The sequence below is a fragment of the Bradyrhizobium diazoefficiens USDA 110 genome (assembly GCF_000011365.1).
GTDB classification, from domain to species: Bacteria; Pseudomonadota; Alphaproteobacteria; order Rhizobiales; family Xanthobacteraceae; genus Bradyrhizobium; species Bradyrhizobium diazoefficiens.
In genome coordinates, this window is sequence record NC_004463.1 from 4,854,839 (window position 1) to 4,878,048 (window position 23,210).

The following is a 23,210-nucleotide window of genomic DNA, read 5'->3' on the forward strand; positions in this document are numbered from 1 at the left end:
ATCGAAGGGTGTGTGCTCAATCTAGTATGCGCGCAGCGGGCTTGCCATCCCGCGGCTCAACCGCCGCCGTGCGCGGACGAAAAACCTTCGCCGCTGGTGCGAATGCGGTTGCGGCCGAGAATATAGATCGCCGTTGTGACAATCAGAAGCGCGAGGCCGAGCAGGATCGAGACGAAGCCGATCGGGATCAGGGCCAGCGTCAGATTGCGCTCGGGGTTGATCAGCCAGTGGTGGATCGAGGTCAGCACGAAGGCGAGGCCGAGAAAGCCGACGCCGCCGCCGGCCAGCAGCAGCGCCCACATCCGGCGCAACTGGCTGAGCCGCTCCCGCGCAACGTCCGTGCGGGGCGCGTGGTGGCGCGCGACGCGCCGCACCAGGCGGATGGCGAAGGCGATCGAGCTGAAGCCGACCAGGAGGCTCGCGGCGCCCAGCCACATCCGCAGCGTCGGGTCCAGATCCGGCATGCGCTGGAGGGTCAGCAGCGGGAAGTCGAAGGCCGAGTGCAGCGCGAGCGGGCCGGCGAAGATCAGCAGGCGGCTGGAGAGACGGGCCCAGTCGCGATGGTGCCGGTTTGCGCCCAGCGCCGTGCCGGCACGGGCGATCGTCAGGTAAGCGCCGGCGATGATGCCGAGCGCGCCGTGGAACGGCACGGTGAGGACGCTGCGCAAGGCGGCAAGCGAGCGCCACATCTCGGCATGCTGGACGAGATAGGCGAGGTTCTCGTAGGCGGCGAAGCCGAGGCCGACCGCGGCGCCATAGACCACGGTGTCCATCGGATTGGCGAAGGTCCGCCGCTTGGTCGAGGAGACCAGCACGATGGCGACCACCTTGACGGCCTCCTCGGGCAGCGCGACGCCGAAGATCGAATGCATCGCCAGCGCCGCCCAGGGATTGTCGGGGGCTGCAACCATCTTGGCGAAGGGGGCGCGGGCGAGGCCCAGCAGCGAGATGCTGGCCGCGCCGAGCAGGAACGCGGTCCAGACCTGGGCCGGTGGTCCCGGGCGCTCTTCGGCGGCAATGACGAGCCACAGCATCAGCAGCGCCGGGGCGATGGCGGCAGTTCCGATGACGGTGGGTAAAGCTTCAATCAGATACATCGGCGCCGAAAATAGGTTCCCTTGATCCGCTTATCTACAATCACCGCTGCGACCATGTGTCATGCGCTTGCTGTCGCCTCGCTTAACGGGCGTGACAGCTCCCGTTCATACGCACCGCTGGGACCGAATGCAGGCACAATCATTTGCGTATCGGGCCTGTTGGTCATCAACGCGCCTGTTGGTCCTGGATGGTCGCGATCGCATGTCCAGGATCGGGCCGCGATTGGCAAGCCAAATCAAGGAAGTGCACCGGTTTCTTCGATTCACGATGCACGTCTCCCGGCGGCGAGTCTGGCAGGCGTGCCGTCCGCCAGAACAACGCGCGGCCGGGTAGATCGGCCTAGTCACGCTTCCTTGTGCGCCGGCGGGGTGATGTGGCGGTACGGCGAGCCCGCACCTGCTCCAGCTGCCAGAAGACGCGCACGAGGCACGAGCCCAGGCAGAACACGATCAACAGCAGCAGGAAGGCTTGATCGACGGCGGCGACATGGATCATGGCGATAGCCAAGCAACGTGCATGCCATGCGTTCCTGCAGCGGCCTGCGCTCGGCGCGACCGCGCCTCCTACCAGGCGTTGCTTGCGGAGGCTCGAATCGGCGCGTTGGCGCAGGGCGATCGGGGCTGCCGCTGCCAGCCTTCAGTGCGTGGTGAACGGCGGCGCCGCCTCGGGGGCGATGTCGAAGGCGCCGAGATGGAATTCCTCCCCGATGGACTCGTCCGGCTCGGCGTGCTGCGCGAGCAGCGTGAACGCGGCCTGCGGGTATTGCTTCCAGATCTCGAGATCGCCGGCGGTGATGGTGAGCCAGCCGAACGTGTACATGTAGCGTCCGGGCTCGGTAACCCGGCCGACCCTGTCCCAGGTGATCTTGTCGACTGCCATTCGGTCCCCCGATCGCAAATCTGCAAATGAGGTCCGGCGCGAGGCACAGACCCTCAAAAGCTGATCCCGCAATGGGGCCGCGATAGGGCAGAGATGCGGAGGCAAGACGGCCCCGGAGGGCCGCCGCCTGCCGGTCAGCGCGTCGAGGCCGCCTGCGCTTCCGACGCCCGCTCCAGCTGACGGTGCGAGGCGTGGAAGACGTCGTGGACGAGGCCGATCTTCTCCATGCCCAAGATGATCAGGCCGTTGAGATCGATCTCCCACCAGGCGTGCGAGATATAGGCGTCCCGCGGGAAGCGGTGATGGTTGTTGTGAAGGCCCTCGCCGAAGGTGAGGATCGTGGTCACGAACTCGTTGGTCGAGGCGTCGTCGACCTCAAAGCGGCGATAGCCGTAGGCGTGACAGACCGAGCCGGTGAGCTGGCTGACGAGGATCAGCAGATAGGCCCGGAGCAGGCCGGAGAACAGCACGCAGCCGATCATGGTGTGCACGCCGCCGAAAACGTAGCCGATGAAGCCGGGGATGAAGACGGCCGACATCCCGTACCAGACCCAGCGAGTGCGGACGAAGAACATCGCGATGGGGTCGGCGAGGATGTCCTTGGCATAGTATTCGTTGTCGGTGGTCGCCTGGTCGAATACCCAGCTGCCCTGGGCGTGCAGGAAGCCCTTGAGCGCGCTGACATAGCGATTGCCGAAGCCGTCGAATTGCGGGCTGTGGGGGTCGCCCACGTCATCGGCATAGAGATGGTGGCGGCGGTGGTTTGCGACCCATTTGGCGATCGAGCCCTGCACCGCCATCTGGGCGATGGCGCAGAAGAAGACGCGCATGATCGGGCCGGTGCGGAAGCTGCGATGGACGAACAGACGGTGCATGCCGGCGCCGATGCCGAATGTCGTCAGCGCGAACATCCAGGCAAACGTAAACAGCTCCACCTTGCCGACGCCCTGCGTGACGGCCCAGATGATGCCCGCGACCGCGCCGACATAGAGGATGCCGAGGAGGAGATAGCTTTCGCGCAGCTTGGCTTTGACGAGCGGTCCCTCGGTCACGACACCGGGGGGAAGCTGCGGCTTGGCGGCGGTGGGCGCGCTCTGAGCGGTCTTTGCCTGGGCGAACTCAGCGTCAGCGATAGACATTCCGGGACTTCCAATACGTTAGGCCCGCAATGATTGCGGCCGTACTGGTTCACACCCTATCGCGCAGGGCTCGCCACCTCCAGCGTTTCGTTAAGAAAGAGTTAAGATGGAGCCAGCCGGTCTCAGGCCGGCTGCGGCACGGGCGAGCGCGCGATCAGGCGGACGACGTCGTCCCACTGCTGCTTCTCGGCGAATTTGACCGCAAAGCCGTTGTCGAACTTGCGGATGACGCGGCCGACGCAGGCGCCGATCGCAAGCGGGGTACCGATCGGCGGATCGTATTCGCAGGATATCGCGACGCCGGCGGTGGAGACGTCGATGATGAAGCAGGGATGGGTGCTGCCGTCTGCGAGCGTCAGGAAGGTGTGAGAGACCTGCGGAACGAAGCGGGCGTCATTGCGCAGCTCTTGGACGCTGGCGTCCCTCTGCTTCTTCTCCAGCCAGGTCAGCTTCTCCGACATCCAGGCGCGCCGCGCCCGCGTCATGTCGAGTTCCATCAGGAAGCCCGACTTCAGCGTCGCGCTGATCGTGCACTGGAATTCGCCGAAATCCTGGAAGTACGAGGTCACGCGCTCGCCGATCTTGCCGACGACAGGCACGTCCACGATCATGCGGAACGGCGAGACGCGCTTGGTCCGGCAGGCGAAGGTGCGGAGCTTGCCCTCACAATCGTACCAGCGCGGCAGCGAGTAGCTGCCGCTCACGGTGACTTCCACTGCACGCTGCCTGAGGAATTCTGCGATGGACATCCGCGCCAATCGGGTTTCGGAGTATTTCCGTACTTCCACGGTAGCGGTCAAATTCTAAGTAAATGATACCGCCGCTCAGGAGCAGGGGTAAATTTCCGGTAAACGCGTGGCCGGGTCATGCACCGGCGAAAGCGGCATAAGGTCCCGATTATGGGGCACGCAAGTTCACAACACCGTCATTGAGAGCGACGGCTCGGCCGTGGCGTTCAGAGAGAGCCGAGCAGAACGAGACAGGCCAGCACGGCCACGGCGACAAGGAGCCTGGTCGTTTTCCAGGCCAGACTCTCCGCACCAACGTTCAATCCGAACCACGGCAATGCGTGCCGCAGCGCGCGCGTTGCGAATGCTTCGACGATGGCGAGCGCGAGGGCGATGCCGGCAAGGAACGCCCATGACTCGGCTGGGGGGATCCACGGCGCCAGCCAGGCAGGCACCGAGCCTTTGAAGGACGCGAGCAGCGCGAACCAGCCGAACAGGTATGTGAAGCTCTTGATGACGTCGGGTCCGAGCGCATCGGGCTCGAGCCGGATGCCGATCGCTGCGAGCGCGCGCTCGATGCGCTCACCGTCGGCGAAGAAGAGAAAGGCGCCGAGGTAGAGCGGAACCCGCGACATGAAGAGGAGGGCCATCAGTCCGAACAGAACCGCGTAGCCGTAGGCGTCGCCGAGAATGTGCATGCCGCTGACGGGCGAGGGCTCCGGCGCGGTCGCGGCCTGGCGCGGCGGAAGCGACCTCGCTCGCGCCATGTGCTCCAGCATCCTGGCGCGGCGGTCCGGTGTGTAGGGCGTCGTGCGCTGCATCCAGGGCGGCAGTGCCGGCGAGGCAATGCCGGATTGGCCGTCCGAGGGGGATTTGCGCTGCTCCATGGGTCCACACCGGTTCCAACAGGATGTTGGTCGGAGGTGAGGGCCGGAGAGGTTCACGGGCATGGCGGTGAATTTCACTGCATCGCCCGCGCGCGGATGGCGCTCCCTAGCGGAATCGAACCGCTCTCTCCACCGTGAAAGGGTGGCGTCCTAACCGATAGACGAAGGGAGCAAACGCTAAGCCCCGCCGCTTTTGACGGCACGGCCGCGGCCGCGCGAGTCGTGCCCGCCGGCTTGCAGCGGGCGAACGTATAGTGTCCTTTCGGCCCGTGGGCAAGCCGTTCGGGAACGGTCTTTTGGAATCGTGGACAGCGCCGGCGAGGGGATGATTCGGACCCGATTTCAACGGTTTCTTAGGGCTCCCTGAGGTAGCGCTGGAGCGGGAGATTTCACGCCAATGCCACCGCCCAAGAAGCGCGCAGACCGCAAGCTGCTGTCGCAGCACGCCTGGATCACGCTCGACGGCGGGTTCGCGGCGCGGCATTGCCTGGTCCAGGACATCTCGAGCTCGGGCGCCAAGATCACCCTGGACGAGGACGCAAGCCAGCTTCCGGGCGTGATCCGGCTGGCCTTCGCGCGCGATGCCCGCACCGGGCGGAACTGCCAGGTGGTCTGGCGCCGCGGCAAGTCGGCCGGGATCAAGTTCATCTGACATCCACCTAGTGCGACCCGGATGGCGCGCCGCACCTCGCCGGGCTAGAACGCTCGCATGCGCACACAGCTCCTCATCCTGATCTCGTTGCTGGCCACGTCCGCAGCCGCGGCAGAGCCCTTGCGCCTTCCGGCTGCCGAGCCGCCGCAGCAGGGCAAGACCCTGCCGCTGAAGGGCGCTGGCGGGACGGCAAAGGCGGGCGCATGCGCGTCCTATGGCCGTGGCTACCACATGGTCGAAGGCACCGGCACCTGCGTGAAGATCGGCGGCTCGATCAGCGTCGACGCCGCGGTCCGGCGCTAAAGCCGCATGCCGCCGGATCTGTTGCGGCTCGATATCGTCGTCCCCGTGCTGATGTATTGCGCGCTGCTGTGGTGGGTCGGCCGCGGCCTGAGCTGGCCGGCGCGGCTCGCCACTGCTGTCGTGACGCTGGTGCTGATCATCTGCGTGCTGCTCGTCGAGCGCGGCTGGCTCTAGGCGCGGCCGTCAAAACAAAAAGTGCGAAAACAACCCCATGCACAGTAGCCGTCAAGCGCGGCGATGCCGCCGGCCGCGTGCGCCGGAACGGCGATTCCTCGCGTGCTCATCGCAGCTTACGCCGCGCCAGCGGCTCACGACATCGGCGGTGCGACAAACTGGGCAAAGCCGGGGCGGTTGCCGAGCTCGGCGAGCCAGCGCGTCAGGTTCGGCTGCGCCGGCCGGGTGATGCCCTCGACGCCGAGCCAGCGCCGCGCATAGGATCCAACAGCGATGTCGGCGAGCGTGAACTGGTCGCCCTCCATGAAGCGGCGCGTCGAGAGCAGGCGATCGGCGATCGCCCAGACCTCGACGGCGGCATCGGCATCGCGCTGCACCTGGATCATGTCGCGCTCGGCGGGCGCCGTGCGCACGATGCCCCAGAACACGGGGCGGTCGACCGGCTGCACCGTCGACAGTGTCCAGTCGAGCCAGCGGTCGACCGAAGCTCGCTGCTTGGGCGCGTCCGGATAGATCGGCGTGCCGCGTCCATGCGCGAGGCAGAGATAGCGCATGATCGAATTGGATTCCCACAGCACGAAGTCGCCCTCGACCAGCGTCGGGATCCGCGCATTCGGGTTCATCGCGAGATACTCGGCCTCGCGGGTCTTGCCGTATTGCATGCCGGCATCGATGCGCTCGTAGCGAAGGCCAAGCTCGGTGAGGCACCACAGCACCTTCTGCACGTTGACCGAGTTGGCGCGGCCCCAGATCGTCAGCTTGGTGTCAGGCATGAAGCTTCTCCCGCGGCGTTTTCAATTGTGCGGGTGATAGCGGAATTTCCTGTGCCGGACGACGGCGTTTGCGGCGCGCCCCTCATGCAAAAAGCTCCGCCATGGGCAGAGCTTTCATTGCAGGTTGAACCAGCTCGTCAGTGGCCGAAGAACAGCCACAGCAGAAGGATCACCGGGATCGGCACGCCCAGCATCCACAGCAACAATCCTCGTCCCATTGCGTCCTCCTCCAATCATCTTGTCGAGGAGTGAACGTGCGCGGCGAGGGCTTGTTCCTATGGAAAAGGCCCTACCAGTGGCCGGTGTTCGGCATCGACGACCACGGTTCCTGCGGCGCTTTCGGCTCGCCCTTCTGCAAGAGCTCGATCGAGTGCAGATCGGGCGAACGGACGAAGGCCATGTTGCCGTCGCGCGGCGGCCGGTTGATGGTGACGCCGGCCTTCATCAGCTTCTCGCAAGTGGCGTAGATGTCGTCGACCTCATAGGCGAGATGGCCGAAGAAGCGATCCTCGCCGTACTTCTCCTCGTCCCAATTGTAGGTGAGCTCGACCAGCGGCGCGCCGCGCGTTTGCGGCTGCTTCTTCAGCGCCTCGAGATCGTCCGCCGAGCACAGGAACACCAGCGTGAAGCGCCCCTTGTCGTTCTCGATCCGCCGCACCTCCTTCAAGCCCAGCGCATCCTGGTAAAACTTCAGCGCGACATCGAGATTGCGCACGCGCAGCATGGTGTGAAGGTATCGCATGGTTGTTGCTCCCTTGAACGGATGGGGTTTTGCTTTGGGCCGGGACGGCGGGGGTAGGAGATAGCAGGAAAGTGGGAGGAGGGGCAGGGGGCGGGGCAAATGTGCGTGAGGGAGAGGCGGCCAAGCGCGGACCAAGGCTGCGGCGGTGGCAGGCTGGCGAAGGCAAATGAATCTAATGCACTGTCACCGTAATTCGGTGGGGCGATCCCTGGCCCTGCCGTCTGCCGCGGGTCTGTCATCTAGTGGTAGACGCGCACGGAAACGACAACTATCATTTGTTCCCCGGGGCGGGGACATATCGAATGCAAGAGCCAATCTTCGACGCGATAGCCGTGACCTATCGGGGGCTGTTCGCGGATCAGCATCTCGTTGACGCGCAGCAATTCGGCAAATCACTGATAGGTGTGACGAAGCTCGCCAACAGCATTTGCCACGAGATATTCCACGAAGAGATCACGCACGACCCTCGCTCGTATCAAATCCGATTTTGTGTCGGCCCGAGCAAGAAGAACGGCCTCATTCAAGAAATCTTCGCCGTCGTCACCTCCGGCCAGATGCCACTCTATACCCCGATCTTGATGACTGTCGGAAAGAAGCTAACCGAACTTATCATTGACGCCGTGATCGAGAAGGCGCTCGGCAAGAAGAAAGATACAAGCAACGCCGTCGATAAAATCCACGAGCTTGCAATGACGCACGCCGAGTTCTTGCAACAGGTGTTGAGAGGTCAGATGCGACAAGGCCGGGCTAATGAAGATCATCAACGAACTTCATCGTGAGAACCGCGCATCGTTGCGACAGATACCGGAGCCTGTCGGGCGAACCGTGCGGCTCTTGCAGATAGGTGACGCACGCAATGGCATCGTCATAGATGAACCGGCGGCGGAGGTGTTGCGGTCGCCGGATCAACTCACGCTAGGCGAGCCGGTCACGTATGACGTGAAAATCCACGGTGTATTCAAGACGAACGGCGCATGTCGCATTGAGATTTTGGATCAGAAGAAAATCGTCTCTGGCAAGATCGCCGACGCCACGCTCGAAGCGCCTCACAACGTCTACACCAAGGCTCTCGACGAAGGGGCCGTCCTCCGCGTTGTGGCGCAGCCGACCATGAAGGACGGTAAATTGCACCGGCTGTTCATCACTGGCGCGAAGCTCGCGCCGAAACGACGCGCTAAAGCATAGGTCCAGCAATTACGGTGACAGTGCATTTAATCGCCGCGAAACCAGCGGCGTGGCCGTGAATAAATTCATTGCACTGTCACCGTAGCTCCCGTGAGGTTTAGTCTGTCGGAAGCCCGTGCCGTGCAAAGCAGGACCTCACCTTTCCAGCTGGACCGGCGGGGACCCGATAGGCGTGCCAATCCTCCTGTGTATATCCGACAGCGCGCAGGCATGCAGTCGCCGCGCCGTCTTTGCGTTTGGCTTCTGCAACGGTAGTGCCGTCACGTTGTGCCTGACAGACAGGATCGTGATGGCAATTGATACGGGCCTGAGCCGCGCCTGCGAAGCTCAATGCCAGCGAAGTGAGCAACAACGTCTTACAAAGTCTCATTTTGAAAATCCCACGGTTAAACCGCGTCGATAGTAGAAGTGGCAAACAAAGCCACAAGTAGTCGTCCGCGCTTTACACAAGGATTTGGAGCCGGTGGTCAGCATCACTGCAATTGCGGAATTACGGCGACAATCAAACTCTCCATCCAATGCGAGGCAGTTCTCTGTGACGCTGGGCGCTGCCAGTTTAGTGCACTGTCACCGTAATGCGCGATGTGTTTGCAGGGAATGCTAGCCCGCCCTGTCGCTAGGGCAAGGCGCGGGACTATGGTGACAGTACCTCAATTCATTCGCCCGGCGGTCCCACGCCGTAACAGCTCACACGCCTACAGCTTCCCGAACTCATCCAGAGTTCTGATGACCAAAGGCATGAACTCATTGCCGCCGCCGTGGCCGGCGTCTTCGAGAATATGCAGCCTGGAGGTCGTCCATCGCTTGTGCAGTTGCCACGCCGTGGACAACGGTCCGCTGACGTCGAAACGGCCATGGATCAGGGCGCCGGGAATGCCGTTCAATCTCGATGCGTCGCGGATCAATTGATCCTCCTCGAGAAATGCGGCGTGGCGCCAATAGTGAGTGACCAGACGCGCAAAGCGCAGTCGAAACTCCGCGTCGTCAAATCGGGGATTTGGCCGATGTCCCGGGGTGAGCGAGACGTGCGCGTCCTCCCACTCGCACCATGCCCGGGCGGCTCTGTCGCGAACGGTCTCGTCGGCATCGGCAAGCATGATTGCGTAGGCATCGACGAGCGGCATGTCGCGGAGATGCCGGGGGACAGTCTCGGAAAAGCGCTCCCATTCCCTTGGAAAGATGCGCCCGACATCCTTGGTGATCCATTGCACCTCTGCACGCGATGTCGTCGTCACGAACCCGAGCACCATCGCTTTCACGCGTCGCGGATGCGCTTGTGCGTAGGCGAGGCCAAGCGTGGTTCCCCAGGACAAGCCCAGGATGATCCAGCTTTCGACACCGAGCAGCTCGCGCAGCCTCTCGATGTCCGCGACAAGGTGAGCGGTGGTATTGCTTGCCAGGTTCGAACCCGACTGACTTGCGAGCGGAAGGCTGCGACCGGAGCCACGCTGATCGAACAGCACGGCCCTGTAGACATCAGGATCGAAAAATCGTCTCTGACCAACAGAGCAGCCCGTGCCCGGACCGCCATGCAGGAAAAGCGCCGGCTTGCCCGCGGGATTGCCGCAACATTCCCAGTAGATCTGGTGGCCGTCGCCCACATCCAGCAATCCAGTCTCGTACGGCTCGATAGGCTGGAACTGGGCCATCGCTTTCTCCTGGTGCCTTTTGGCAGCCTTTCTCTATGCCGCAATCGCGGGCTTTGGCAGGCCGGATCTATCGGGCGAACGAATTTAGTGCGCTGTCACCGGATCGCGACGGCGCGGATGAACCCACGGAAAAGCCGGCGCGACCAATGCTCGGCTTCATAAGGTCTTCATCACATGAGCTGGAAGAAGAAATACGCGATCGGTTGCCTGATTGCCCTGTTCGTTTTCACGGCCATGGACTCCTACGATCGCCCCAACAGGGACGTTCGCTTTGGAGCTGTCATCGTGATGGCGGCTGTATGGCCCGTCACAGTGTCCGTCATTTTGGGCGGAGCCGTCGGCGGGATGGTTCGCGATGGCTTGCCCAGCGAGAGCTAGGCAGGCCCTCGGCTCCAGAGAACCGAGGCTTCGACCGGTTCGGCGCCGAGCAACGGCGAACGAACCTGGTGCGGCCCGCCGCTGAATTTCTCGCCGTCTGCGCTTAGGCAGCGATCCGCTGCTCGGCGGGCGCCGTCAGAAGCTTGAGCACTTCGGCATGCTCGAGGTCAGGGACCGCGATCGCCGTATGGCTGTAGGTCGCATGGCTGCGTGATTTGGCGATCTTGTCCAGGATCGCTTTGCCCTTGATGACGTGGAGGCCCATGCCCTCTTCGGAGGGGAAGATCGCCAGCACGACATCATAGGCCGCGATGACGGCCCTGAGCGCCTCGGCCTTGTCCTCGGCGACATCGACAAAGACGCGAACATCGGCCGCGAGTTCACGCAGCTCGTGAAAATCCAGCACTGTGGGGATACTCCAACGCAACGATACCAAGGGGAGCTTGGATGCGTTGGGTTACTGAAGTGTCAACAACACGGCTCGAACCACAGGTTTCACGGTGAGGTGTCTTGCTGAGCTGGCTGGATGAGGTGGCTTTGCCGCCGCCCGTGAACGCCGTTGCCGCGCGGGAGCGCTACGTCACTTGCGTTAAGTCACTTGCGCTAAGTCACTTGGCGTAGCCCTGGGACCGGAGCCACGCGATCTTGCGATCGCCGTTGATCCAGTCGTCGGCATCCGCCTTGCTGGTGAATCCGGTGATTTCGCGCTGCTCGTGGTCGGGGTAGTCCGCCAGGATCTTCCAGTCGCCATCGGCGATCCGGACCGCTCTAAACGTCACTTTTGTTTTGGCCATGCGGCACTATGCAACAAATGCTTTCGAAAGAGAACCAGTTAGGGGCTTTCGTGACTTCGGCTAATACGGGCATCGCTGCTGCCTGCTGGCGAACCGGCAGAACCCTCTATGGACATTGCTGAATTCGATTCGGCGCGGGTCGATGCAAGCGCTGTCATCCCGCCGAAACAGGCGGAACCGACGTCAAACTGCGGCTTGCGTTTTCGGCCCCGATGGGTTCTAAGCCCGGTGACTTCCTGACCGCTGGCATGAACACAAAGCGCGCTGCGCGGCTTTGTCGCGTGCCCGGCACGGTTACCCCACAGCCCGCGCGCACCCCATTCAGAAGGACGTTTGACATGGCGAAGATGACCAAGACTCAATTGATCGACGCGATTGCCGAGGGCACGCAGCTTGCGAAGAACGACGTGAAGTCGGTCATCGAGTACATGGCGACGGTCGGCTACAAGGAGCTCAACGAGTCCGGCGAGTTCGTCATTCCCGGTTTCGTGAAGATGTCGGTCGTGAACAAGCCGGCGACCGAAGCCCGCATGGGCGTCAATCCCTTCACCAAGGAGCCGATGCAGTTTGCGGCCAAGCCCGCGAGCAAGTCGGTGAAGGCATCGCCCCTGAAGGTCGCCAAGGACGCCGTCTGATCCTGCCATCGCGCACCGCTTGCGTGCCCAGAGCCCCGTTCCGATGATGTCGGAGCGGGGCTCTTTGTTTTGTCTCTTTGCTTTTGTCTTGTTTTTTTTCTTGTTGTTTTTCTGGGGGCGGCGCGATGTCCGCAAAAGCGAAAGCCCCGCCTGGGGGGAGCGGGGCTTTCTGATGGGGATGAAGCCTGGGGGAAGCTTCAGGAATGAGACGCGCCAGCCCAGTAAAAGGTTCAGCCTTCCGAAGAAGAGAAAGAGAAAACCCCGCGCTTTCGCGCGGGGCTTTCCAAACTGACGGCGATGGGATTTCAGCGCCTTGCCGTCAGCCGTAGATCAAACCTGGGGTAGAAAATCCAAAAAGCAACAGCGCCGCCGTGACGGAGTATGTTCGTCAGGCGGCGCTGCCGTATGACTGGGCGCTGAAATCCCCAGCCTCGATGGGTCTTTGCGGCGCCCAAAAGGTTCAAGACGATGGGCGTGGGAAATCGCGCGAGGGGGCTGGACTTTTTGTTCTCATTTTGTTCCTATGAGCCATCATCTTTTGGAATCCTTTGGGAGGTGACTCATGACCGTCGAAAAGCAGCGCGAAGTGATCAGACTCTGGAACGAGCTCAGGAAGGTCGAGGGGCCGGCCGCAGAAGAACTCCGCATCCAGATTCTCGAATGCTTCTCCGAGAAGGGCAAGGAGAAGCGCGCGGCGTGATGCGCGCGCGGGCGGACGCCGGCCGCGATGGCGCACGAGATCGCCATCGTGGTTGTGGCGGTCTCGATATTTCATCACCGAAGATGTCTGCCGGCGAAGACGTGAGCGCACGCGGTTTCATCGATCGTTAGGAATCGATTCTCACTTATTTTCCCGACTCCGATTCGTTCTTCGAGAACGAAATGGAGTCGGATGCAGAACAAGTTGCGCGTCCTCGATGTCGATGCGAGCGCGCGTGTCAGAACGAGACAGCGTGAAGTCTCGCACAGTGCCGTTCTCGTCTTTCGCGCAGGAGATGAGCGAGGAGAGAGCGACATGGATGCATGCTGGTTGATCGGGATGTTCGCCGAGATCGCAAAAGTGTTTTGGTCTGACAGGAGTGCAAGGCCATACGCGAGACTGCGCAACGGCGCACGATCGGTGCCGCAGGTGCTGCCGCTGCGATCGATGCCGGCTGAGACGGCATGACGAGAAACTTCGCGCGCGACACCACTCGTTAAGAGTTGCTCCGCGCCGATTTCTTCGATTCCGATTCGTTCTTCGAGAACGAAATGCAGGTGAAGCTGGAACAAAAACGGTCGGCGAGGGGCGGGCCTGCCTCGGCGATCGCGCGATGCCTCAAGCGGCTGGCCGAGATCCAAACGGCGCTGCGCCAACTCCTAACGAAAGCTTGCGCGGGAAACGATAACCCTATTCGGTTAGGTTAAAAGCCCAATCGCGTTGCGCTTGCCGCGGGTTGGAGTAGGTGTCTGGCAACGACAAGAAACGACTTTGCCAAGAAGCCACTTTGCCATGACACCTTTTTCAGAGCCGTCCTTTTATCAAGGCGACCGCCACACCTACCGGCGCGTTGCGATCGTCGGCACGCTGTTCTGTCTCGCTTTCGTGCTAATCAGTTTTTCGCTGCGGCAGCAAGCCGAGGACACGCGCGTCGCGGTCAAGGCCGACCGGCTGGTGCGCACGGCAGGCCAGGCGCCGCACACCAACTAGCGCTCGTCACCACCGATCCGGTCGTCGGCCGCTGCGCGCGGGCACGAGGTGCCGCGGCTCGCGAGCGCGACGAAGCCGGCATAGCCGGACAGGTTGAGCAAGACTTCGAGCCACACGGGCATGTCGAACATATCGAACCTCACTTGCGTGAAGACAACCTTAACTTGCATGCGCGGCGCTTGTTCCCGGCTCGCGCAAAAGAGATCCGCCTAGCAAGAAGTCCGCCTAGAGCCGGGAGGAGGGATCGAGCCGCCGGCCGAGGGTCGCGACGGACTCGGAGGAGGGCTGTTCCCTGAGGAACTCGGCGATGGCCCGCGCCAGCTCGCCGTCACTCATCGGCGTCGGCGGCGGGCGCAGCGCGCCGACACCGAAACTGCGGACGATCTCGTCGTAATGTCGATCGCCGGATCCGGGAACGAGCCGGCGGATCCGGGCAAGCAAAGCGGATATCGGCAATCCTTCCTCCTCGGCCTTCCGCCCCGCTGGCAGCCGTTGTTCTCTGCTGCCCATTTGCTCCCGTGGAACAAAAACCCCGCCAGCATCGCGGAGGATACTGACGGGGCTTTCGTGCTGGGCCTTCACCGGATAGCGGAGGCTTCGCACTTGCAATTCCAACCGCCGCACGGCGATTTCGTTCCGCCTCGCATCGATTTTTTTTGACCGGCTCCGGTTCCGCGCCGCGCGCAACCATCAAACGGCACTCGCGTTGTCACCCCAGACGCGAAGGAGGAGCTCATGAAAAAGACACTGGCAGTTCTGGCCACCGTCGCAGCCGTCGGCGTGACCGCGGTGGCGGCGCCTGCGCCTGCCGAGGCGCGCGGCCGCGGCATCGGCCCGGGCCTCGCGTTCGGTCTTGCCGCCGGCGCGATCACCGCGGGCGCGATCGCCGCGTCCCACCCCTACGGCTATTACGGCCCTGGCTACGGCTATTATGACAGCCCGGGCTACTATTACGGATCTGGCCCGTACGCCTATTATGGCGACGGACCGTATTACTATCGCCGCCACTATTACCGTCACTGGTAACGGCGGGGGTAAGTGAAAAGCCCGGAGCGATGCTCCGGGCTTTTTTCATGCGTGGCGATCAGGCGCGTGCTACGGCCAGAGCGAGGGTCGCTCGACCTTGCGTGCGTTCTCAAGCGTCGACACGAAATACTCTTCGCGCTCGCGCTTGAACTTCTCCTGGGTGGCACGGAAGGCGGCGACACGGGCGGCGATCTCTTCGCGTTCACGGATCTTGCGTTGTTCGTCTTCGGTCATGTCCATCCCCTCTGTTCACACTTGGACGATGTTACTCGGGTTGTTTTTACAGGGTCGTGTTTACGAGTGTCCTCAAGCGCTGCCGCCGCACCGGGCCTTGAGTCGCATAACACATGCATTGGCGCTTCTGATTGGGGCGTCAATGGGGAGGAGGCATTGCAGGATTGTGATATGCGATGGGCGGAAAAAACGAGCGCGCCTGCGTTCGCAGTTGATAACAGCGTCAACAATCTTGTCGCTTGCGCATCTTGCAGCTAGCGCAAGACCAAAGCGGGAGGCGTGCGATTGATTGCATCGGATCTTCGCAGCGGCGTTGAACGTCTCGGCGACATGATCGCCGAGGCGAAGACCATCGTACCGTTCACCGGCGCCGGCATCTCGACCGAATGCGGCATCCCCGACTTCCGCTCGCCGGGCGGCATCTGGACGCGCAACCGTCCGATCCCGTTCGATGGATTCGTTGCGAGCCAAGAGGCGCGCGACGAATCCTGGCGCCGGCGCTTCGCGATGGAGGAGACCTTTGCGGCGGCAAGGCCCGGCCGCGGCCATCGCGCGCTCGCTTCGCTCTACCGCGCCGGCAAGGTCCCCGCGGTCATCACCCAGAACATCGACAATCTGCACCAGGCCTCGGGCTTCGCGCACGAGCACGTGATTGAACTTCACGGAAATACTACTTATGCGCGATGCGTCGGATGCGGGCAGACCTATCAGCTCGATTGGGTGAAGCGCCGATTCGACCAGGACGGCGCTCCCAACTGCACCGTGTGCGACGAGCCGGTGAAGACCGCCACGATCTCGTTCGGCCAGATGATGCCGGAGGAGGAGATGCAGCGCGCAACCGCGCTGTCGCGCGCCTGCGACCTCTTCATCGCGATCGGTTCCTCGCTCGTGGTGTGGCCGGCGGCGGGCTTTCCGATGATGGCGAAGCGCGCGGGTGCACGTTTGGTGATCATCAATCGCGAGCCGACCGAGCAGGACGACATCGCCGACCTCGTCATCCGCCACGACATCGGCGAAACGCTCGGACCCTTTGTCGGCAATTGAGGCGTTAGTTTGATTCGCGGCTGTGCAAGCTGTTCATAGGTTCCGGCGAATCTCTTTTTTGTCTATGCGCCGCAACCGGGAGTGTTATCTTTTGAGTCGAAAGATTCGCGTCGCGTCGAATTGAGAACATTCTCTTAAGACGCGTGATTCGAGCGCCGCCAATGTGGCGGGTTGCATGGCAGTGTGGGGTCCGGGGTTATGGGGTCGTCGGACGGATTTGAGTCCAAAAAGCTTGGAGTTCCCGGACAGGGCACGTCGCCGGGGCGCATGACGCCGGGCGAGCACGGCAGCGGCCGCGAGAGCGGGCTCAGCCCGTTCACCGGCCTTGGCGAGGCCAGCGCCAACCTCGTCGAAGTCCACGGCGTCATCAAATGGTTCGACGCGTCGAAGGGCTACGGCTTCATTGTTCCCGACAACGGCTGGCCGGACGTGCTGCTGCATGTCACCGTGCTTAGACGCGACGGCTTCCAGACCGCGTATGAGGGGGCGCGCATCGTCGTCGAATGCATCCAGCGCGCGAAGGGCTACCAGGCCTTCCGCGTGGTCTCAATGGATGAGTCGACCGCGATCCATCCGGCGCAGATGCTGCCGCCGCGCACCCACGTCACGGTCACCCCGACCAGCGGGCTGGAGCGGGCCCAGGTCAAATGGTTCAACCGGCTGCGCGGCTTCGGCTTCCTGACCTGCGGCGAAGGCACGCCCGACATCTTCGTGCACATGGAGACGCTGCGCCGCTTCGGCATGACCGAATTGCGCCCCGGCCAATATGTCCTGGTCCGCTTCGGGCCTGGTTCCAAGGGCATGATGGCGGCCGAGATCCATCCCGAGACCGGATCGCCCGGACCGCAGTCGCACTAGCGGCGGCAGGATCGCCAATTCCCGCAATCGTGAGCAGAGGCGCGCCGGCTGACCGGCGCGCCTCTGGCTTTTCGGACGGTCGCCGCGTAGGACTGTTCCATTCCCACGCCCTGAGTGCCATCCCATGAATCTTGATCGAAAGGCTGTCTGGTCCGTTGCGAAGGGCTGGCTTGCCGCCATCCTGCTCATCGCCGGCGTTGTCGTGGCGGGCGGACCTGTCCGCGCCGCGAGCTTCCAGCCGCTCGAGATCGTCACCAAAAGCGGCGTGCAGGTGTTCTCGGTGGAGATGGCAACGACCGAGGAGGAGAAGCAGACCGGCCTGATGTACCGCAAGGAGCTGGCTGACGGCAAAGGCATGCTGTTCGATTTCAATCCCGAGCAGGAAGTGTCGATGTGGATGAAGAATACCTATGTCCCGCTCGACATGATCTTCATCCGCGCCGACGGCCGCATCCTGCGCATTGCCGAGAACACCGAGCCGCTGTCGACCAAGATCATCTCGTCCAAGGGCCCCGCGCGGGCCGTTCTGGAGGTGGTGGCGGGAACGGCGCAGAAATACGGCATCCGCCCCGGCGATCGCGTCGGCCACCCGCTGTTCGGCAGCAAATAGAGCCGTCCGGTGGGGGCCTTCCCGGCCTTGCCGGCACCTTTAGGACGCTTGCTGGCGCTTTGGGAAGCGTGTATCGACAGGGCTCGCCGGACATTCGGGGTATAGCGCAGCCTGGTAGCGCGGCAGTTTTGGGTACTGCAGGTCGTTGGTTCGAATCCAGCTGCCCCGACCAGTCCCGAGGTCGAACCTCCTTCATTTCCTTCGAAATTTCGACTCGCGGATCCCAGGCTCAAAACAGCAGCCAATCGGCGAGACGCCAGGCGATCCAGGCGAGGGCGCAGATCCAACCCAGCATGACGATCCCGGCGACGCCGAGTCCGCAGAGTGCGAACAGCGAGTCTCCGGGCTCCGGCGCCTCGGAGAGTTTCTCGGTCGTATCGATCTGGCTCACAGCATCCCCCTTGCCTTGCGGCCCGTTGTTCATTGGTCTCTTCTCGCTCGACGAAATTCACCGACCGGGCTCCAGCTCACACGGACGTGAGACGCGATGACCGTCCATCCATGGCGGGCGCGCGCTGATCGTTGGCGCTCGCCAGGACCCCGGACGGATGGGAAGAAGCTGCAACGCGCCGCGCGGCGATTGGTTGCGGCCGTCCGGCGCGGAACATGCGTGCCGGATCGAACTTTCTCACGCGGCCAGCGCCTGCTTTGCAGACCCGGTGCGTTCGGCCTGAAGCCCTCGCGTTCGTTCCTTTGCGCAGCCCGACTTCCGCGCGATTTTTCAAGGCATTGGCGCGGTCGGCCCGACGCAGAATTACCAAAGATTCATCGAACCTTTGGCTGTCGCCATGGACATATGGATGTTGGGGATTTCAGCGCCCAATGCCTAACGGACGCCGCCAAGCGATAATACTCCGCTTGCGCGGCGTTGCGCTTTTCAAACGTCTTTTTTGCAGGCGTCGCGATCTTCAGACGTCGCGTTCTTCAGAATTGCCCAATCAGCTCGAGGCGTGCCAGCCGGGCGGAAACGGCACGAACGGCCAGACCATCTGGTTGTCGTTGGCGGCCCTTGGCGGTTCGTGAGCCGACGTCCTGACGGCCGGGACAGGCGGCGCCGATCGCACCGCCAAGCGCAGACAGGCACACTGCAAATTCATTGTGGTCGCCCCAGCCAGTATGTCTTTTTTCAAAACGTTCGAGTCTTAAACCTTCAAGTCTTCAAGACTTCCGAGTCTTCTTCAAAATCCAAGTCGTCTTCAAATTCCAAGCTCTTTAAAAACGCGACGTCAGCTCAAATTGAATCGCGGGTCCCGAAAACGGCGCACTCACTCTCAAATCATGCATGCATTGTAGAAAAACCGGCGCCGGCTTTCAACCAGCCCGGCCACCAGTTCGCGACTGGTAAGGTTGATGGGTTAGGTTAAGGGCGAGCGGTTGTTGCGGCCACTTTGGCGATCGTTATCAGATCGGTGCCGGCTCGCGATGGGCTGCCTGGAATTCGTGCTCGCACAAGATCACAGTTCGTCGCGGCGCGCGTATCCTGTGAGTTCTGTGTCATGTCTTTCGATCGCAACTTAAAAACGGCCAGCCCGCAGTCGAGCTGGACCGAAATCTGGCACCTCTGGACCGTGATCGTGCCGCGCCGCTCGATCAACGGGCAGCTCGTTTACGGCAAGGTCTGGCGCCGGCACGACGGCCGCGACTGGATCTACAAGAAATTCACCGAGTTCGACAGCGAAGAAGCGGCCTGAAGCGACGCGATCGTGAATCGTCATCCCGCTTTCAGGTTGGTGCCTGCACGCGCGGCAGCGGCAATTTGAAGTGACGTTTCGCGTAAGCGACGATCTCGTTGTCGGAAGGATGGTCGGCCGTTTCCACTGCGGCAATCCGCTTGGCGACATCTGGCGCGTTGGCGCGGATGTGGCTGGCGAGCTCGGTCTTCGCGTTGGCCGGGCCGATGATCAGGACTTCGCCGGCATCGGCGAGGGCTTTGGTCACCTCAGCGTAGAACGTCTTGTCAGGCGCGGCATGGCCGCTGCCGATCTCATTGGCCTTGTGATGGAGATGACGCGTTGCCAGATGCGGATGCAGCGTGATTTCGTCGGAGCCGCTCAGGCCGAGATGGAAGATCCGGGCCTGCGTGTGGTCGATCCATACAATGGCGTGAAAATGAGAGGGCATGTGCTTGGCCTTGTCCGGGAGGAAGCGCCGACGTCGATGCGGCGGCGCGAGTCGCGGCGACACTAGTTCGGCCGGCGCCGGCCCTGGTTGACGCAGGTCAATCCAATCCCGGACGAACCGACAGCGGCGTCGGGACGGTGCGCCCGGACGAACGGGCGTCCCGGCTCAGGCGGCCTTCGTTGCGGGCGCCGGCTTGGACGGCGGGGGCTTCAGCGGCTTGTCCTGCCGCTTCGACCACGAGATGTAATACGCCACCGTCGTCATGATCGCGATGCCGGCGATGCTGACGAAGAGCTGCGCGAACAGCGAGCCCGAGCTCATCGAAAGCTCGAAATGGCCGACGAAGGACAGGAACACGCCGACGCAGAACACCGCGAGCGATTGCTGGCCGCAGACGATCAGGGGATCGAACACCTTCCATTCCAGGCCCGGCCAGTCCTTCGGCACGAAGCGGATCACCAGGATCACGATCACGACGAAATGGATGAAGCGGTAAGGCGCAAGGTTGGTCTTGTCGTTGGGGTTGAAGGCGGAGAACAGCCATTCCGGGAACATGCCGCCGATGGCGGGGAAGCGGCCGGCCATGGTCATGACCAGCGCGAACAGGAGATAGCCGAGGCAGAGCCACAGCGTGATCGGCGAATTGATCAGCGTCATCGAGCGCCGCGCGCCGCCCATCGCGCACCAGGCGCCGAACACGAACAGCACCTGCCAGGCATATGGATTGAAGTACCACTGGCCAGCCGGATAGGCGGTCAGGTTCCAGCCGAAATGGCGCGCGGCGAGCCACAGCACGATCGACAGCACCATCGTCAAATCGGGCTTGCGCAGCATGAACCACAGCACCGGCGGAAACAGTCCCATCAGCACGATGTAGAGCGGCAGCACGTCGAGATTGAGCGGCTTGAAGCGCAGGAACAGGCCCTGGCGCAGCGTCTCGGTGGCGTTGTCGACGAGGCCGGCGACGTTGAACTCGTTGATCATGTCTGAATCGCCGAAGCGCAGCGCCAGATAGCTGATCGAGGCGATGTAGATCACGAACAGGATGATGTGGGCGACGTAGAGCTGCCAGACCCGCTTGGTCAGGCGCGTGGCGCCGACGATGAAGCCGCGCTCCAGCATCATGCGCGCATAGACGAAGGAGGCAGTGTAGCCGGAGATGAAGACGAACAGGTCGGCCGCGTCGGAAAAGCCGTAATTGCGCGTCGTGATCCAGTTCACGACGTTGTCAGGGATGTGGTCGAGGAAGATCGCCCAGTTGGCGACGCCGCGAAACAGGTCGAGCCGTAGGTCACGGCCTTTTTCAGGGAGCGTGGCGTTGATGTTCAGGAAGGCCATGCGACGGGAGCTCTCGGAGGGGATAGATGCGCTGATGTCGGCGAGGCAGTGCGGCCGGGCTGAATCCCGGCGCGGAAGGCGGGTACGGAATTGTCACGGTGCAGCATAATGACTATACCGTCGGTAAGGGTGACCGGGGGGCCGGAATCACCGATCAGTTCCCGATCGGTGTCTCTATACTATCCCTGAGGTTTCCACCAACTGCCACCCTGACGCATCGAAATCGAACGAAAAGACGAAAAGGCCCGGACCACCCCATGACCGCACGCATTTTCAAGCCCGCCAAGAACGCGATGCAATCCGGCCGGTCCAAGACCCGGGAATGGCAGCTCGACTACGAGCCGGAGCAGCCGCGTGCGGTCGAGCCGCTGATGGGCTGGACCTCGTCCGGCGACATGAAGCAGCAGATCACGCTGCGCTTCGACAGCAAGGAAGAGGCGGTCGCCTATTGCGAGCGCAAGGGCATCGCCTACCAGGTGATCGAGCCCCAGGATTCGATCCGCCGGCCGGTCGCCTATGCCGACAATTTCTCGTTCCGGCGCGGCGAGCCCTGGACGCATTGAGGGGGCAGGTGGCTGCTCCGACTTCATACGACGTGATGTACTCGTCATGCCCGGGCTTGTCCCGGGCATCCACGTTTTGGGCCGCGTGAAAGAGCGTGGATGGCCGGGACATAGGCGAGCGGAAGCGACGCCGTCCTTCAGACGGCTATGCCCGGCCATGACGGTGGGGCGGTATTCCCCCGAACTCGATAGCGCCGCGCCCTTGGGATGGCTCTTGGCACCAATTCCGCCTCATGCTTCGCTGGTCCCGGCATCACGGGATCAGGGTGAGGTGGGGGATGGCGGGGCGTGACCAGCTCGACGGTGTCGATCTGAAGATCTTATCCGAGCTGCAGCAGGACGGGCGGGTGCGCAACAACGAGCTGGCGCTGCGCGTCGGCGTGTCCGCGCCCAACTGCCTGCGGCGGTTGAAATCGCTGTTCAGCCGCGGCGTGATCCGGGCGGTGCGCGCCGTCATCGACGAGCGGCTGCTCGGCTATGGGGTCGTGTCGTTCGTCTCGATCCAGCTTGGCAGCCAGGCCCAGCCGGTGCTGGAGGCGTTCGAGGGCTCGATCGCCGCGATCCCGCGCATCCAGCAGTGCTGGCGGATTTCGGGCGACACCGACTATCTGCTGAAATGCGTCGCGCCGAGCGTCGAGAGCATGCGCCAGCAGCTGCTGCATTTCGCCGCGATGCCTGACGTGAAGAACGTCCGAAGCTTCCCGGTGCTGGGTGTCGCGAAGGACGTGCCGCTGCCGTTGCAGGAGGTTGCGGCGGCGTCGGCGGGATAGGAGATCGCTCCGCCGGTGTGAGGCTCACAGAGACTGCGAAGGAGCTGAAATCATGTATATCGCAGGCTTCGTTATTCCCGTGCCGGAGGACAAGATGGAGGCCTATCGCCGATGGGCCGAGAATGGCTCAGCTCTGTTCAGGGAATACGGGTGTCTGGAGATCGTCGAGTCCTGGGAGGACAACGTCCCCAGTGGCACGCACACCGACTTTCGCCGCGCCGTGAATGCGAAGGACGGCGAGAAGATCGTCTTCACCTGGCAGGTCTGGCCCGACAAGGCAACGCTCGAGGCCGCCGAAGCCGGGATGGGCGACGACAAGCGATTTGAGGCTGCGGGCGACATTCCGTTCGATCCGAAGCGCCTGATCCTGGGCTGCTTCAGCCCGATACACGTCATGGGGCGCCAGGACCGGTAAGGGCGTCGTAGCGGAACTATATATCTTAGTAACTCACATAAGTTTGACATGTGATTTGCGAAGCCCTGCAATGCGCCGGACCGTGATTGTCGGTTCCTGCGCGCTGCCTAGATGCAGGGTGTGAACCTCAGCCTGCATCGCACGCTGGGGATGCTTTTGTGGGACCCTTAGCAGGAAAAGACATCATGACATCGACTTCGAAGACGATCGCAGCGTCTGCTGCGGCGCTGTGTGCGTCTGCGTTTTTTGTTCTGTCGGCACCGGCTGCGAAGGCCGAAGACTACTGCATCACCAATGGCGCCCAGGCCGCCCATGGTTGCGGCTATCCGACGATGGAAGCCTGCCGGCAGGCGGCCGGCGGCATCGGCGGCTCGTGCTCGCAGGCCGGCGGCGCGAAGACCACCAACGACGCGCTCGCCTTCCAGCCGAAGCAGACGCAGTCGCGCACCAAGCCTCGTTCGGGCGCGCAAAACTAACGCCTGACATCGAGACCGGATCCGGGACATTGCGGCCTCCGAGAGCGAT

General features: G+C 62.7%; 35 protein-coding genes and 2 tRNA genes. 19 read left to right on the plus strand and 18 right to left on the minus strand.

Translation table 11 applies throughout. The features are described from left to right. Positions 1-56: 56 nt before the first annotated feature. From BJA_RS21885 to BJA_RS21910, 7 genes are all read right to left on the minus strand, one after another. On the minus strand, positions 57-1,097 hold the full coding sequence (locus tag BJA_RS21885; protein WP_011087163.1) for a PrsW family glutamic-type intramembrane protease: 1,041 nt from the start codon (positions 1,095-1,097) through the stop codon (positions 57-59). 340 nt (positions 1,098-1,437) lie between these two features. Beyond that, entirely contained in the window at positions 1,438-1,593 is a 156-nt protein-coding gene (locus BJA_RS42350) for a hypothetical protein (RefSeq protein ID WP_165448156.1), read from the minus strand. Between the two features lie 141 nt (positions 1,594-1,734). After that, positions 1,735-1,977 carry a hypothetical protein gene (locus BJA_RS21890; RefSeq protein ID WP_038967122.1) on the minus strand — a complete coding sequence of 81 codons (243 nt, stop codon included), beginning with the start codon at positions 1,975-1,977 and terminating at the stop codon, positions 1,735-1,737. A 134-nt stretch (positions 1,978-2,111) separates the two neighbouring features. After that, complete coding sequence (locus tag BJA_RS21895) at positions 2,112-3,116, minus strand: acyl-CoA desaturase (RefSeq protein ID WP_011087165.1); 1,005 nt, start codon at positions 3,114-3,116, stop codon at positions 2,112-2,114. 122 nt (positions 3,117-3,238) lie between these two features. Next, a complete protein-coding gene (locus BJA_RS21900) occupies positions 3,239-3,865 on the minus strand; it encodes a pilus assembly protein PilZ (RefSeq protein ID WP_038967123.1) in 627 nt (208 codons plus the stop codon). 206 nt (positions 3,866-4,071) lie between these two features. Continuing rightward, positions 4,072-4,731, minus strand: coding sequence for a hypothetical protein (locus BJA_RS21905; protein ID WP_038967124.1), 660 nt, complete (start codon positions 4,729-4,731; stop codon positions 4,072-4,074). A 97-nt stretch (positions 4,732-4,828) separates the two neighbouring features. Next, positions 4,829-4,903: transfer RNA gene (locus BJA_RS21910), tRNA-Glu, on the minus strand. A gap of 225 nt (positions 4,904-5,128) precedes the next feature. Between BJA_RS21910 and BJA_RS21915 the strand changes: the two genes are divergently transcribed. Genes BJA_RS21915 through BJA_RS42355 form a run of 3 tightly spaced genes read left to right on the plus strand, consistent with a single transcriptional unit; the run spans position 5,129 to position 5,860 of the window. Continuing rightward, the gene (locus tag BJA_RS21915) at positions 5,129-5,383 is read left to right on the plus strand and encodes a PilZ domain-containing protein (protein WP_028171312.1); all 255 of its coding nucleotides are present in this window, start codon (positions 5,129-5,131) and stop codon (positions 5,381-5,383) included. A 57-nt stretch (positions 5,384-5,440) separates the two neighbouring features. Then, positions 5,441-5,686 (plus strand): porin, encoded by a 246-nt coding sequence (locus BJA_RS21920; protein WP_011087168.1) that lies wholly within the window; start codon positions 5,441-5,443, stop codon positions 5,684-5,686. A 6-nt stretch (positions 5,687-5,692) separates the two neighbouring features. Then, the gene (locus BJA_RS42355; protein ID WP_011087169.1) at positions 5,693-5,860 is read left to right on the plus strand and encodes a hypothetical protein; all 168 of its coding nucleotides are present in this window, start codon (positions 5,693-5,695) and stop codon (positions 5,858-5,860) included. A gap of 134 nt (positions 5,861-5,994) precedes the next feature. On the opposite strand, the gene BJA_RS21925 is transcribed toward BJA_RS42355, so the two are convergent. Together BJA_RS21925 and BJA_RS21930 are read right to left on the minus strand one after the other, a co-directional pair. Further along, positions 5,995-6,633: a glutathione S-transferase family protein gene (locus BJA_RS21925; RefSeq protein ID WP_011087170.1), complete on the minus strand. Its 639-nt coding sequence runs from the start codon at positions 6,631-6,633 to the stop codon at positions 5,995-5,997. Positions 6,634-6,922: 289 nt separating this feature from the next. After that, positions 6,923-7,375, minus strand: coding sequence for a VOC family protein (locus tag BJA_RS21930; protein WP_011087171.1), 453 nt, complete (start codon positions 7,373-7,375; stop codon positions 6,923-6,925). 302 nt (positions 7,376-7,677) lie between these two features. Between BJA_RS21930 and BJA_RS21935 the strand changes: the two genes are divergently transcribed. Together BJA_RS21935 and BJA_RS21940 are read left to right on the plus strand one after the other, a co-directional pair. After that, positions 7,678-8,154: a hypothetical protein gene (locus tag BJA_RS21935; protein ID WP_038967125.1), complete on the plus strand. Its 477-nt coding sequence runs from the start codon at positions 7,678-7,680 to the stop codon at positions 8,152-8,154. Further along, a complete protein-coding gene (locus BJA_RS21940) occupies positions 8,126-8,560 on the plus strand; it encodes a hypothetical protein (RefSeq protein ID WP_011087173.1) in 435 nt (144 codons plus the stop codon). The genes BJA_RS21935 and BJA_RS21940 overlap by 29 nt, the downstream gene beginning before the upstream one ends. 695 nt (positions 8,561-9,255) lie before the next feature. Here BJA_RS21940 and pip read toward each other — a convergent pair. Beyond that, positions 9,256-10,209 carry a prolyl aminopeptidase gene (pip, locus tag BJA_RS21945; RefSeq protein ID WP_011087175.1) on the minus strand — a complete coding sequence of 318 codons (954 nt, stop codon included), beginning with the start codon at positions 10,207-10,209 and terminating at the stop codon, positions 9,256-9,258. Between the two features lie 174 nt (positions 10,210-10,383). Between pip and BJA_RS21950 the strand changes: the two genes are divergently transcribed. Next, positions 10,384-10,587 carry a hypothetical protein gene (locus BJA_RS21950; RefSeq protein WP_028171322.1) on the plus strand — a complete coding sequence of 68 codons (204 nt, stop codon included), beginning with the start codon at positions 10,384-10,386 and terminating at the stop codon, positions 10,585-10,587. Between the two features lie 103 nt (positions 10,588-10,690). Here BJA_RS21950 and BJA_RS21955 read toward each other — a convergent pair whose 3' ends face one another. Together BJA_RS21955 and BJA_RS21960 are read right to left on the minus strand one after the other, a co-directional pair. Next, entirely contained in the window at positions 10,691-10,993 is a 303-nt protein-coding gene (locus tag BJA_RS21955; RefSeq protein ID WP_028171323.1) for a hypothetical protein, read from the minus strand. Between the two features lie 202 nt (positions 10,994-11,195). Then, on the minus strand, positions 11,196-11,381 hold the full coding sequence (locus tag BJA_RS21960) for a hypothetical protein (protein ID WP_027542681.1): 186 nt from the start codon (positions 11,379-11,381) through the stop codon (positions 11,196-11,198). Between the two features lie 338 nt (positions 11,382-11,719). Here BJA_RS21960 and BJA_RS21965 point away from each other — a divergent pair, with 338 nt between their 5' ends. The 3 genes from BJA_RS21965 to BJA_RS21975 all read left to right on the plus strand — a co-directional run bounded on the left by BJA_RS21965 (position 11,720) and on the right by BJA_RS21975 (position 13,706). Continuing rightward, positions 11,720-12,016, plus strand: coding sequence for an HU family DNA-binding protein (locus BJA_RS21965; RefSeq protein ID WP_027542683.1), 297 nt, complete (start codon positions 11,720-11,722; stop codon positions 12,014-12,016). A 562-nt stretch (positions 12,017-12,578) separates the two neighbouring features. After that, positions 12,579-12,716 carry a hypothetical protein gene (locus BJA_RS42360; protein ID WP_165448157.1) on the plus strand — a complete coding sequence of 46 codons (138 nt, stop codon included), beginning with the start codon at positions 12,579-12,581 and terminating at the stop codon, positions 12,714-12,716. 792 nt (positions 12,717-13,508) lie between these two features. Further along, positions 13,509-13,706 (plus strand): hypothetical protein, encoded by a 198-nt coding sequence (locus BJA_RS21975; RefSeq protein WP_011087178.1) that lies wholly within the window; start codon positions 13,509-13,511, stop codon positions 13,704-13,706. Here BJA_RS21975 and BJA_RS21980 read toward each other — a convergent pair. After that, the gene (locus BJA_RS21980) at positions 13,703-13,876 is read right to left on the minus strand and encodes a hypothetical protein (RefSeq protein WP_011087179.1); all 174 of its coding nucleotides are present in this window, start codon (positions 13,874-13,876) and stop codon (positions 13,703-13,705) included. The two genes, BJA_RS21975 and BJA_RS21980, sit on opposite strands and share 4 nt — an antisense overlap. 55 nt (positions 13,877-13,931) lie before the next feature. Further along, positions 13,932-14,162: a hypothetical protein gene (locus tag BJA_RS21985; RefSeq protein WP_028171326.1), complete on the minus strand. Its 231-nt coding sequence runs from the start codon at positions 14,160-14,162 to the stop codon at positions 13,932-13,934. A gap of 279 nt (positions 14,163-14,441) precedes the next feature. On the opposite strand from BJA_RS21985, the gene BJA_RS21990 reads away from it, so the two are divergent. Beyond that, on the plus strand, positions 14,442-14,732 hold the full coding sequence (locus tag BJA_RS21990; RefSeq protein WP_011087180.1) for a hypothetical protein: 291 nt from the start codon (positions 14,442-14,444) through the stop codon (positions 14,730-14,732). A 69-nt stretch (positions 14,733-14,801) separates the two neighbouring features. Here the strand turns inward: BJA_RS21990 and BJA_RS42365 are convergent, their stop codons facing one another. Next, positions 14,802-14,966 (minus strand): hypothetical protein, encoded by a 165-nt coding sequence (locus BJA_RS42365; RefSeq protein ID WP_164933808.1) that lies wholly within the window; start codon positions 14,964-14,966, stop codon positions 14,802-14,804. Between the two features lie 285 nt (positions 14,967-15,251). Here BJA_RS42365 and BJA_RS21995 point away from each other — a divergent pair, with 285 nt between their 5' ends. The 4 genes from BJA_RS21995 (at position 15,252) to BJA_RS22010 (ending at position 17,650) form a co-directional block, all read left to right on the plus strand. Then, a complete protein-coding gene (locus BJA_RS21995) occupies positions 15,252-16,010 on the plus strand; it encodes an SIR2 family NAD-dependent protein deacylase (protein ID WP_038967135.1) in 759 nt (252 codons plus the stop codon). 198 nt (positions 16,011-16,208) lie between these two features. Further along, positions 16,209-16,868 carry a cold-shock protein gene (locus tag BJA_RS22000; protein ID WP_038967130.1) on the plus strand — a complete coding sequence of 220 codons (660 nt, stop codon included), beginning with the start codon at positions 16,209-16,211 and terminating at the stop codon, positions 16,866-16,868. 124 nt (positions 16,869-16,992) lie between these two features. After that, the gene (locus BJA_RS22005; RefSeq protein ID WP_011087183.1) at positions 16,993-17,478 is read left to right on the plus strand and encodes a DUF192 domain-containing protein; all 486 of its coding nucleotides are present in this window, start codon (positions 16,993-16,995) and stop codon (positions 17,476-17,478) included. A 95-nt stretch (positions 17,479-17,573) separates the two neighbouring features. Beyond that, positions 17,574-17,650, plus strand: a tRNA-Pro gene (locus tag BJA_RS22010). A 57-nt stretch (positions 17,651-17,707) separates the two neighbouring features. On the opposite strand, the gene BJA_RS22015 is transcribed toward BJA_RS22010, so the two are convergent. Next, positions 17,708-17,902: an RNA-binding protein gene (locus BJA_RS22015; RefSeq protein WP_231166472.1), complete on the minus strand. Its 195-nt coding sequence runs from the start codon at positions 17,900-17,902 to the stop codon at positions 17,708-17,710. A 1,072-nt stretch (positions 17,903-18,974) separates the two neighbouring features. On the opposite strand from BJA_RS22015, the gene BJA_RS22020 reads away from it, so the two are divergent. Beyond that, a complete protein-coding gene (locus tag BJA_RS22020) occupies positions 18,975-19,169 on the plus strand; it encodes a hypothetical protein (protein WP_028171330.1) in 195 nt (64 codons plus the stop codon). A 31-nt stretch (positions 19,170-19,200) separates the two neighbouring features. Here BJA_RS22020 and BJA_RS22025 read toward each other — a convergent pair whose 3' ends face one another. Both BJA_RS22025 and BJA_RS22030 read right to left on the minus strand, forming a co-directional pair. Next, a complete protein-coding gene (locus BJA_RS22025) occupies positions 19,201-19,599 on the minus strand; it encodes a hypothetical protein (RefSeq protein WP_028171331.1) in 399 nt (132 codons plus the stop codon). 165 nt (positions 19,600-19,764) lie between these two features. Further along, the gene (locus BJA_RS22030) at positions 19,765-20,937 is read right to left on the minus strand and encodes an OpgC domain-containing protein (protein WP_011087185.1); all 1,173 of its coding nucleotides are present in this window, start codon (positions 20,935-20,937) and stop codon (positions 19,765-19,767) included. Between the two features lie 257 nt (positions 20,938-21,194). Between BJA_RS22030 and BJA_RS22035 the strand changes: the two genes are divergently transcribed. From BJA_RS22035 to BJA_RS22050, 4 genes are all read left to right on the plus strand, one after another. Continuing rightward, on the plus strand, positions 21,195-21,500 hold the full coding sequence (locus BJA_RS22035) for an ETC complex I subunit (RefSeq protein WP_028171332.1): 306 nt from the start codon (positions 21,195-21,197) through the stop codon (positions 21,498-21,500). 278 nt (positions 21,501-21,778) lie between these two features. Then, the gene (locus BJA_RS22040) at positions 21,779-22,270 is read left to right on the plus strand and encodes an Lrp/AsnC family transcriptional regulator (protein WP_011087187.1); all 492 of its coding nucleotides are present in this window, start codon (positions 21,779-21,781) and stop codon (positions 22,268-22,270) included. Between the two features lie 52 nt (positions 22,271-22,322). After that, on the plus strand, positions 22,323-22,685 hold the full coding sequence (locus tag BJA_RS22045) for a DUF1428 domain-containing protein (RefSeq protein ID WP_011087188.1): 363 nt from the start codon (positions 22,323-22,325) through the stop codon (positions 22,683-22,685). A gap of 185 nt (positions 22,686-22,870) precedes the next feature. Beyond that, positions 22,871-23,161, plus strand: a complete 291-nt coding sequence (locus BJA_RS22050; RefSeq protein ID WP_028171335.1) for a DUF3551 domain-containing protein — start codon at positions 22,871-22,873, stop codon at positions 23,159-23,161. The last annotated feature ends 49 nt before the right edge of the window (positions 23,162-23,210 follow it).

Excerpts from the sequence above, each read along its gene's own strand:
- BJA_RS21885 (WP_011087163.1), bottom strand. The coding sequence starts at position 1,097 with ATGTATCTGATTGAAGCTTTACCCACCGTCATCGGAACTGCCGCCATC.
- BJA_RS42350 (WP_165448156.1), bottom strand. The coding sequence starts at position 1,593 with ATGATCCATGTCGCCGCCGTCGATCAAGCCTTCCTGCTGCTGTTGATC.
- BJA_RS21890 (WP_038967122.1), bottom strand. The coding sequence starts at position 1,977 with ATGGCAGTCGACAAGATCACCTGGGACAGGGTCGGCCGGGTTACCGAG.
- BJA_RS21895 (WP_011087165.1), bottom strand. The coding sequence starts at position 3,116 with ATGTCTATCGCTGACGCTGAGTTCGCCCAGGCAAAGACCGCTCAGAGC.
- BJA_RS21900 (WP_038967123.1), bottom strand. The coding sequence starts at position 3,865 with ATGTCCATCGCAGAATTCCTCAGGCAGCGTGCAGTGGAAGTCACCGTG.
- BJA_RS21905 (WP_038967124.1), bottom strand. The coding sequence starts at position 4,731 with ATGGAGCAGCGCAAATCCCCCTCGGACGGCCAATCCGGCATTGCCTCG.
- BJA_RS21915 (WP_028171312.1), top strand. The coding sequence starts at position 5,129 with ATGCCACCGCCCAAGAAGCGCGCAGACCGCAAGCTGCTGTCGCAGCAC.
- BJA_RS21920 (WP_011087168.1), top strand. The coding sequence starts at position 5,441 with ATGCGCACACAGCTCCTCATCCTGATCTCGTTGCTGGCCACGTCCGCA.
- BJA_RS42355 (WP_011087169.1), top strand. The coding sequence starts at position 5,693 with ATGCCGCCGGATCTGTTGCGGCTCGATATCGTCGTCCCCGTGCTGATG.
- BJA_RS21925 (WP_011087170.1), bottom strand. The coding sequence starts at position 6,633 with ATGCCTGACACCAAGCTGACGATCTGGGGCCGCGCCAACTCGGTCAAC.
- BJA_RS21930 (WP_011087171.1), bottom strand. The coding sequence starts at position 7,375 with ATGCGATACCTTCACACCATGCTGCGCGTGCGCAATCTCGATGTCGCG.
- BJA_RS21935 (WP_038967125.1), top strand. The coding sequence starts at position 7,678 with ATGCAAGAGCCAATCTTCGACGCGATAGCCGTGACCTATCGGGGGCTG.
- BJA_RS21940 (WP_011087173.1), top strand. The coding sequence starts at position 8,126 with ATGAAGATCATCAACGAACTTCATCGTGAGAACCGCGCATCGTTGCGA.
- pip (WP_011087175.1), bottom strand. The coding sequence starts at position 10,209 with ATGGCCCAGTTCCAGCCTATCGAGCCGTACGAGACTGGATTGCTGGAT.
- BJA_RS21950 (WP_028171322.1), top strand. The coding sequence starts at position 10,384 with ATGAGCTGGAAGAAGAAATACGCGATCGGTTGCCTGATTGCCCTGTTC.
- BJA_RS21960 (WP_027542681.1), bottom strand. The coding sequence starts at position 11,381 with ATGGCCAAAACAAAAGTGACGTTTAGAGCGGTCCGGATCGCCGATGGC.
- BJA_RS21965 (WP_027542683.1), top strand. The coding sequence starts at position 11,720 with ATGGCGAAGATGACCAAGACTCAATTGATCGACGCGATTGCCGAGGGC.
- BJA_RS42360 (WP_165448157.1), top strand. The coding sequence starts at position 12,579 with ATGACCGTCGAAAAGCAGCGCGAAGTGATCAGACTCTGGAACGAGCTC.
- BJA_RS21975 (WP_011087178.1), top strand. The coding sequence starts at position 13,509 with ATGACACCTTTTTCAGAGCCGTCCTTTTATCAAGGCGACCGCCACACC.
- BJA_RS21980 (WP_011087179.1), bottom strand. The coding sequence starts at position 13,876 with ATGCAAGTTAAGGTTGTCTTCACGCAAGTGAGGTTCGATATGTTCGAC.
- BJA_RS21990 (WP_011087180.1), top strand. The coding sequence starts at position 14,442 with ATGAAAAAGACACTGGCAGTTCTGGCCACCGTCGCAGCCGTCGGCGTG.
- BJA_RS42365 (WP_164933808.1), bottom strand. The coding sequence starts at position 14,966 with ATGACCGAAGACGAACAACGCAAGATCCGTGAACGCGAAGAGATCGCC.
- BJA_RS22000 (WP_038967130.1), top strand. The coding sequence starts at position 16,209 with ATGGGGTCGTCGGACGGATTTGAGTCCAAAAAGCTTGGAGTTCCCGGA.
- BJA_RS22005 (WP_011087183.1), top strand. The coding sequence starts at position 16,993 with ATGAATCTTGATCGAAAGGCTGTCTGGTCCGTTGCGAAGGGCTGGCTT.
- BJA_RS22015 (WP_231166472.1), bottom strand. The coding sequence starts at position 17,902 with ATGAACAACGGGCCGCAAGGCAAGGGGGATGCTGTGAGCCAGATCGAT.
- BJA_RS22020 (WP_028171330.1), top strand. The coding sequence starts at position 18,975 with ATGTCTTTCGATCGCAACTTAAAAACGGCCAGCCCGCAGTCGAGCTGG.
- BJA_RS22025 (WP_028171331.1), bottom strand. The coding sequence starts at position 19,599 with ATGCCCTCTCATTTTCACGCCATTGTATGGATCGACCACACGCAGGCC.
- BJA_RS22030 (WP_011087185.1), bottom strand. The coding sequence starts at position 20,937 with ATGGCCTTCCTGAACATCAACGCCACGCTCCCTGAAAAAGGCCGTGAC.
- BJA_RS22035 (WP_028171332.1), top strand. The coding sequence starts at position 21,195 with ATGACCGCACGCATTTTCAAGCCCGCCAAGAACGCGATGCAATCCGGC.
- BJA_RS22040 (WP_011087187.1), top strand. The coding sequence starts at position 21,779 with ATGGCGGGGCGTGACCAGCTCGACGGTGTCGATCTGAAGATCTTATCC.
- BJA_RS22045 (WP_011087188.1), top strand. The coding sequence starts at position 22,323 with ATGTATATCGCAGGCTTCGTTATTCCCGTGCCGGAGGACAAGATGGAG.
- BJA_RS22050 (WP_028171335.1), top strand. The coding sequence starts at position 22,871 with ATGACATCGACTTCGAAGACGATCGCAGCGTCTGCTGCGGCGCTGTGT.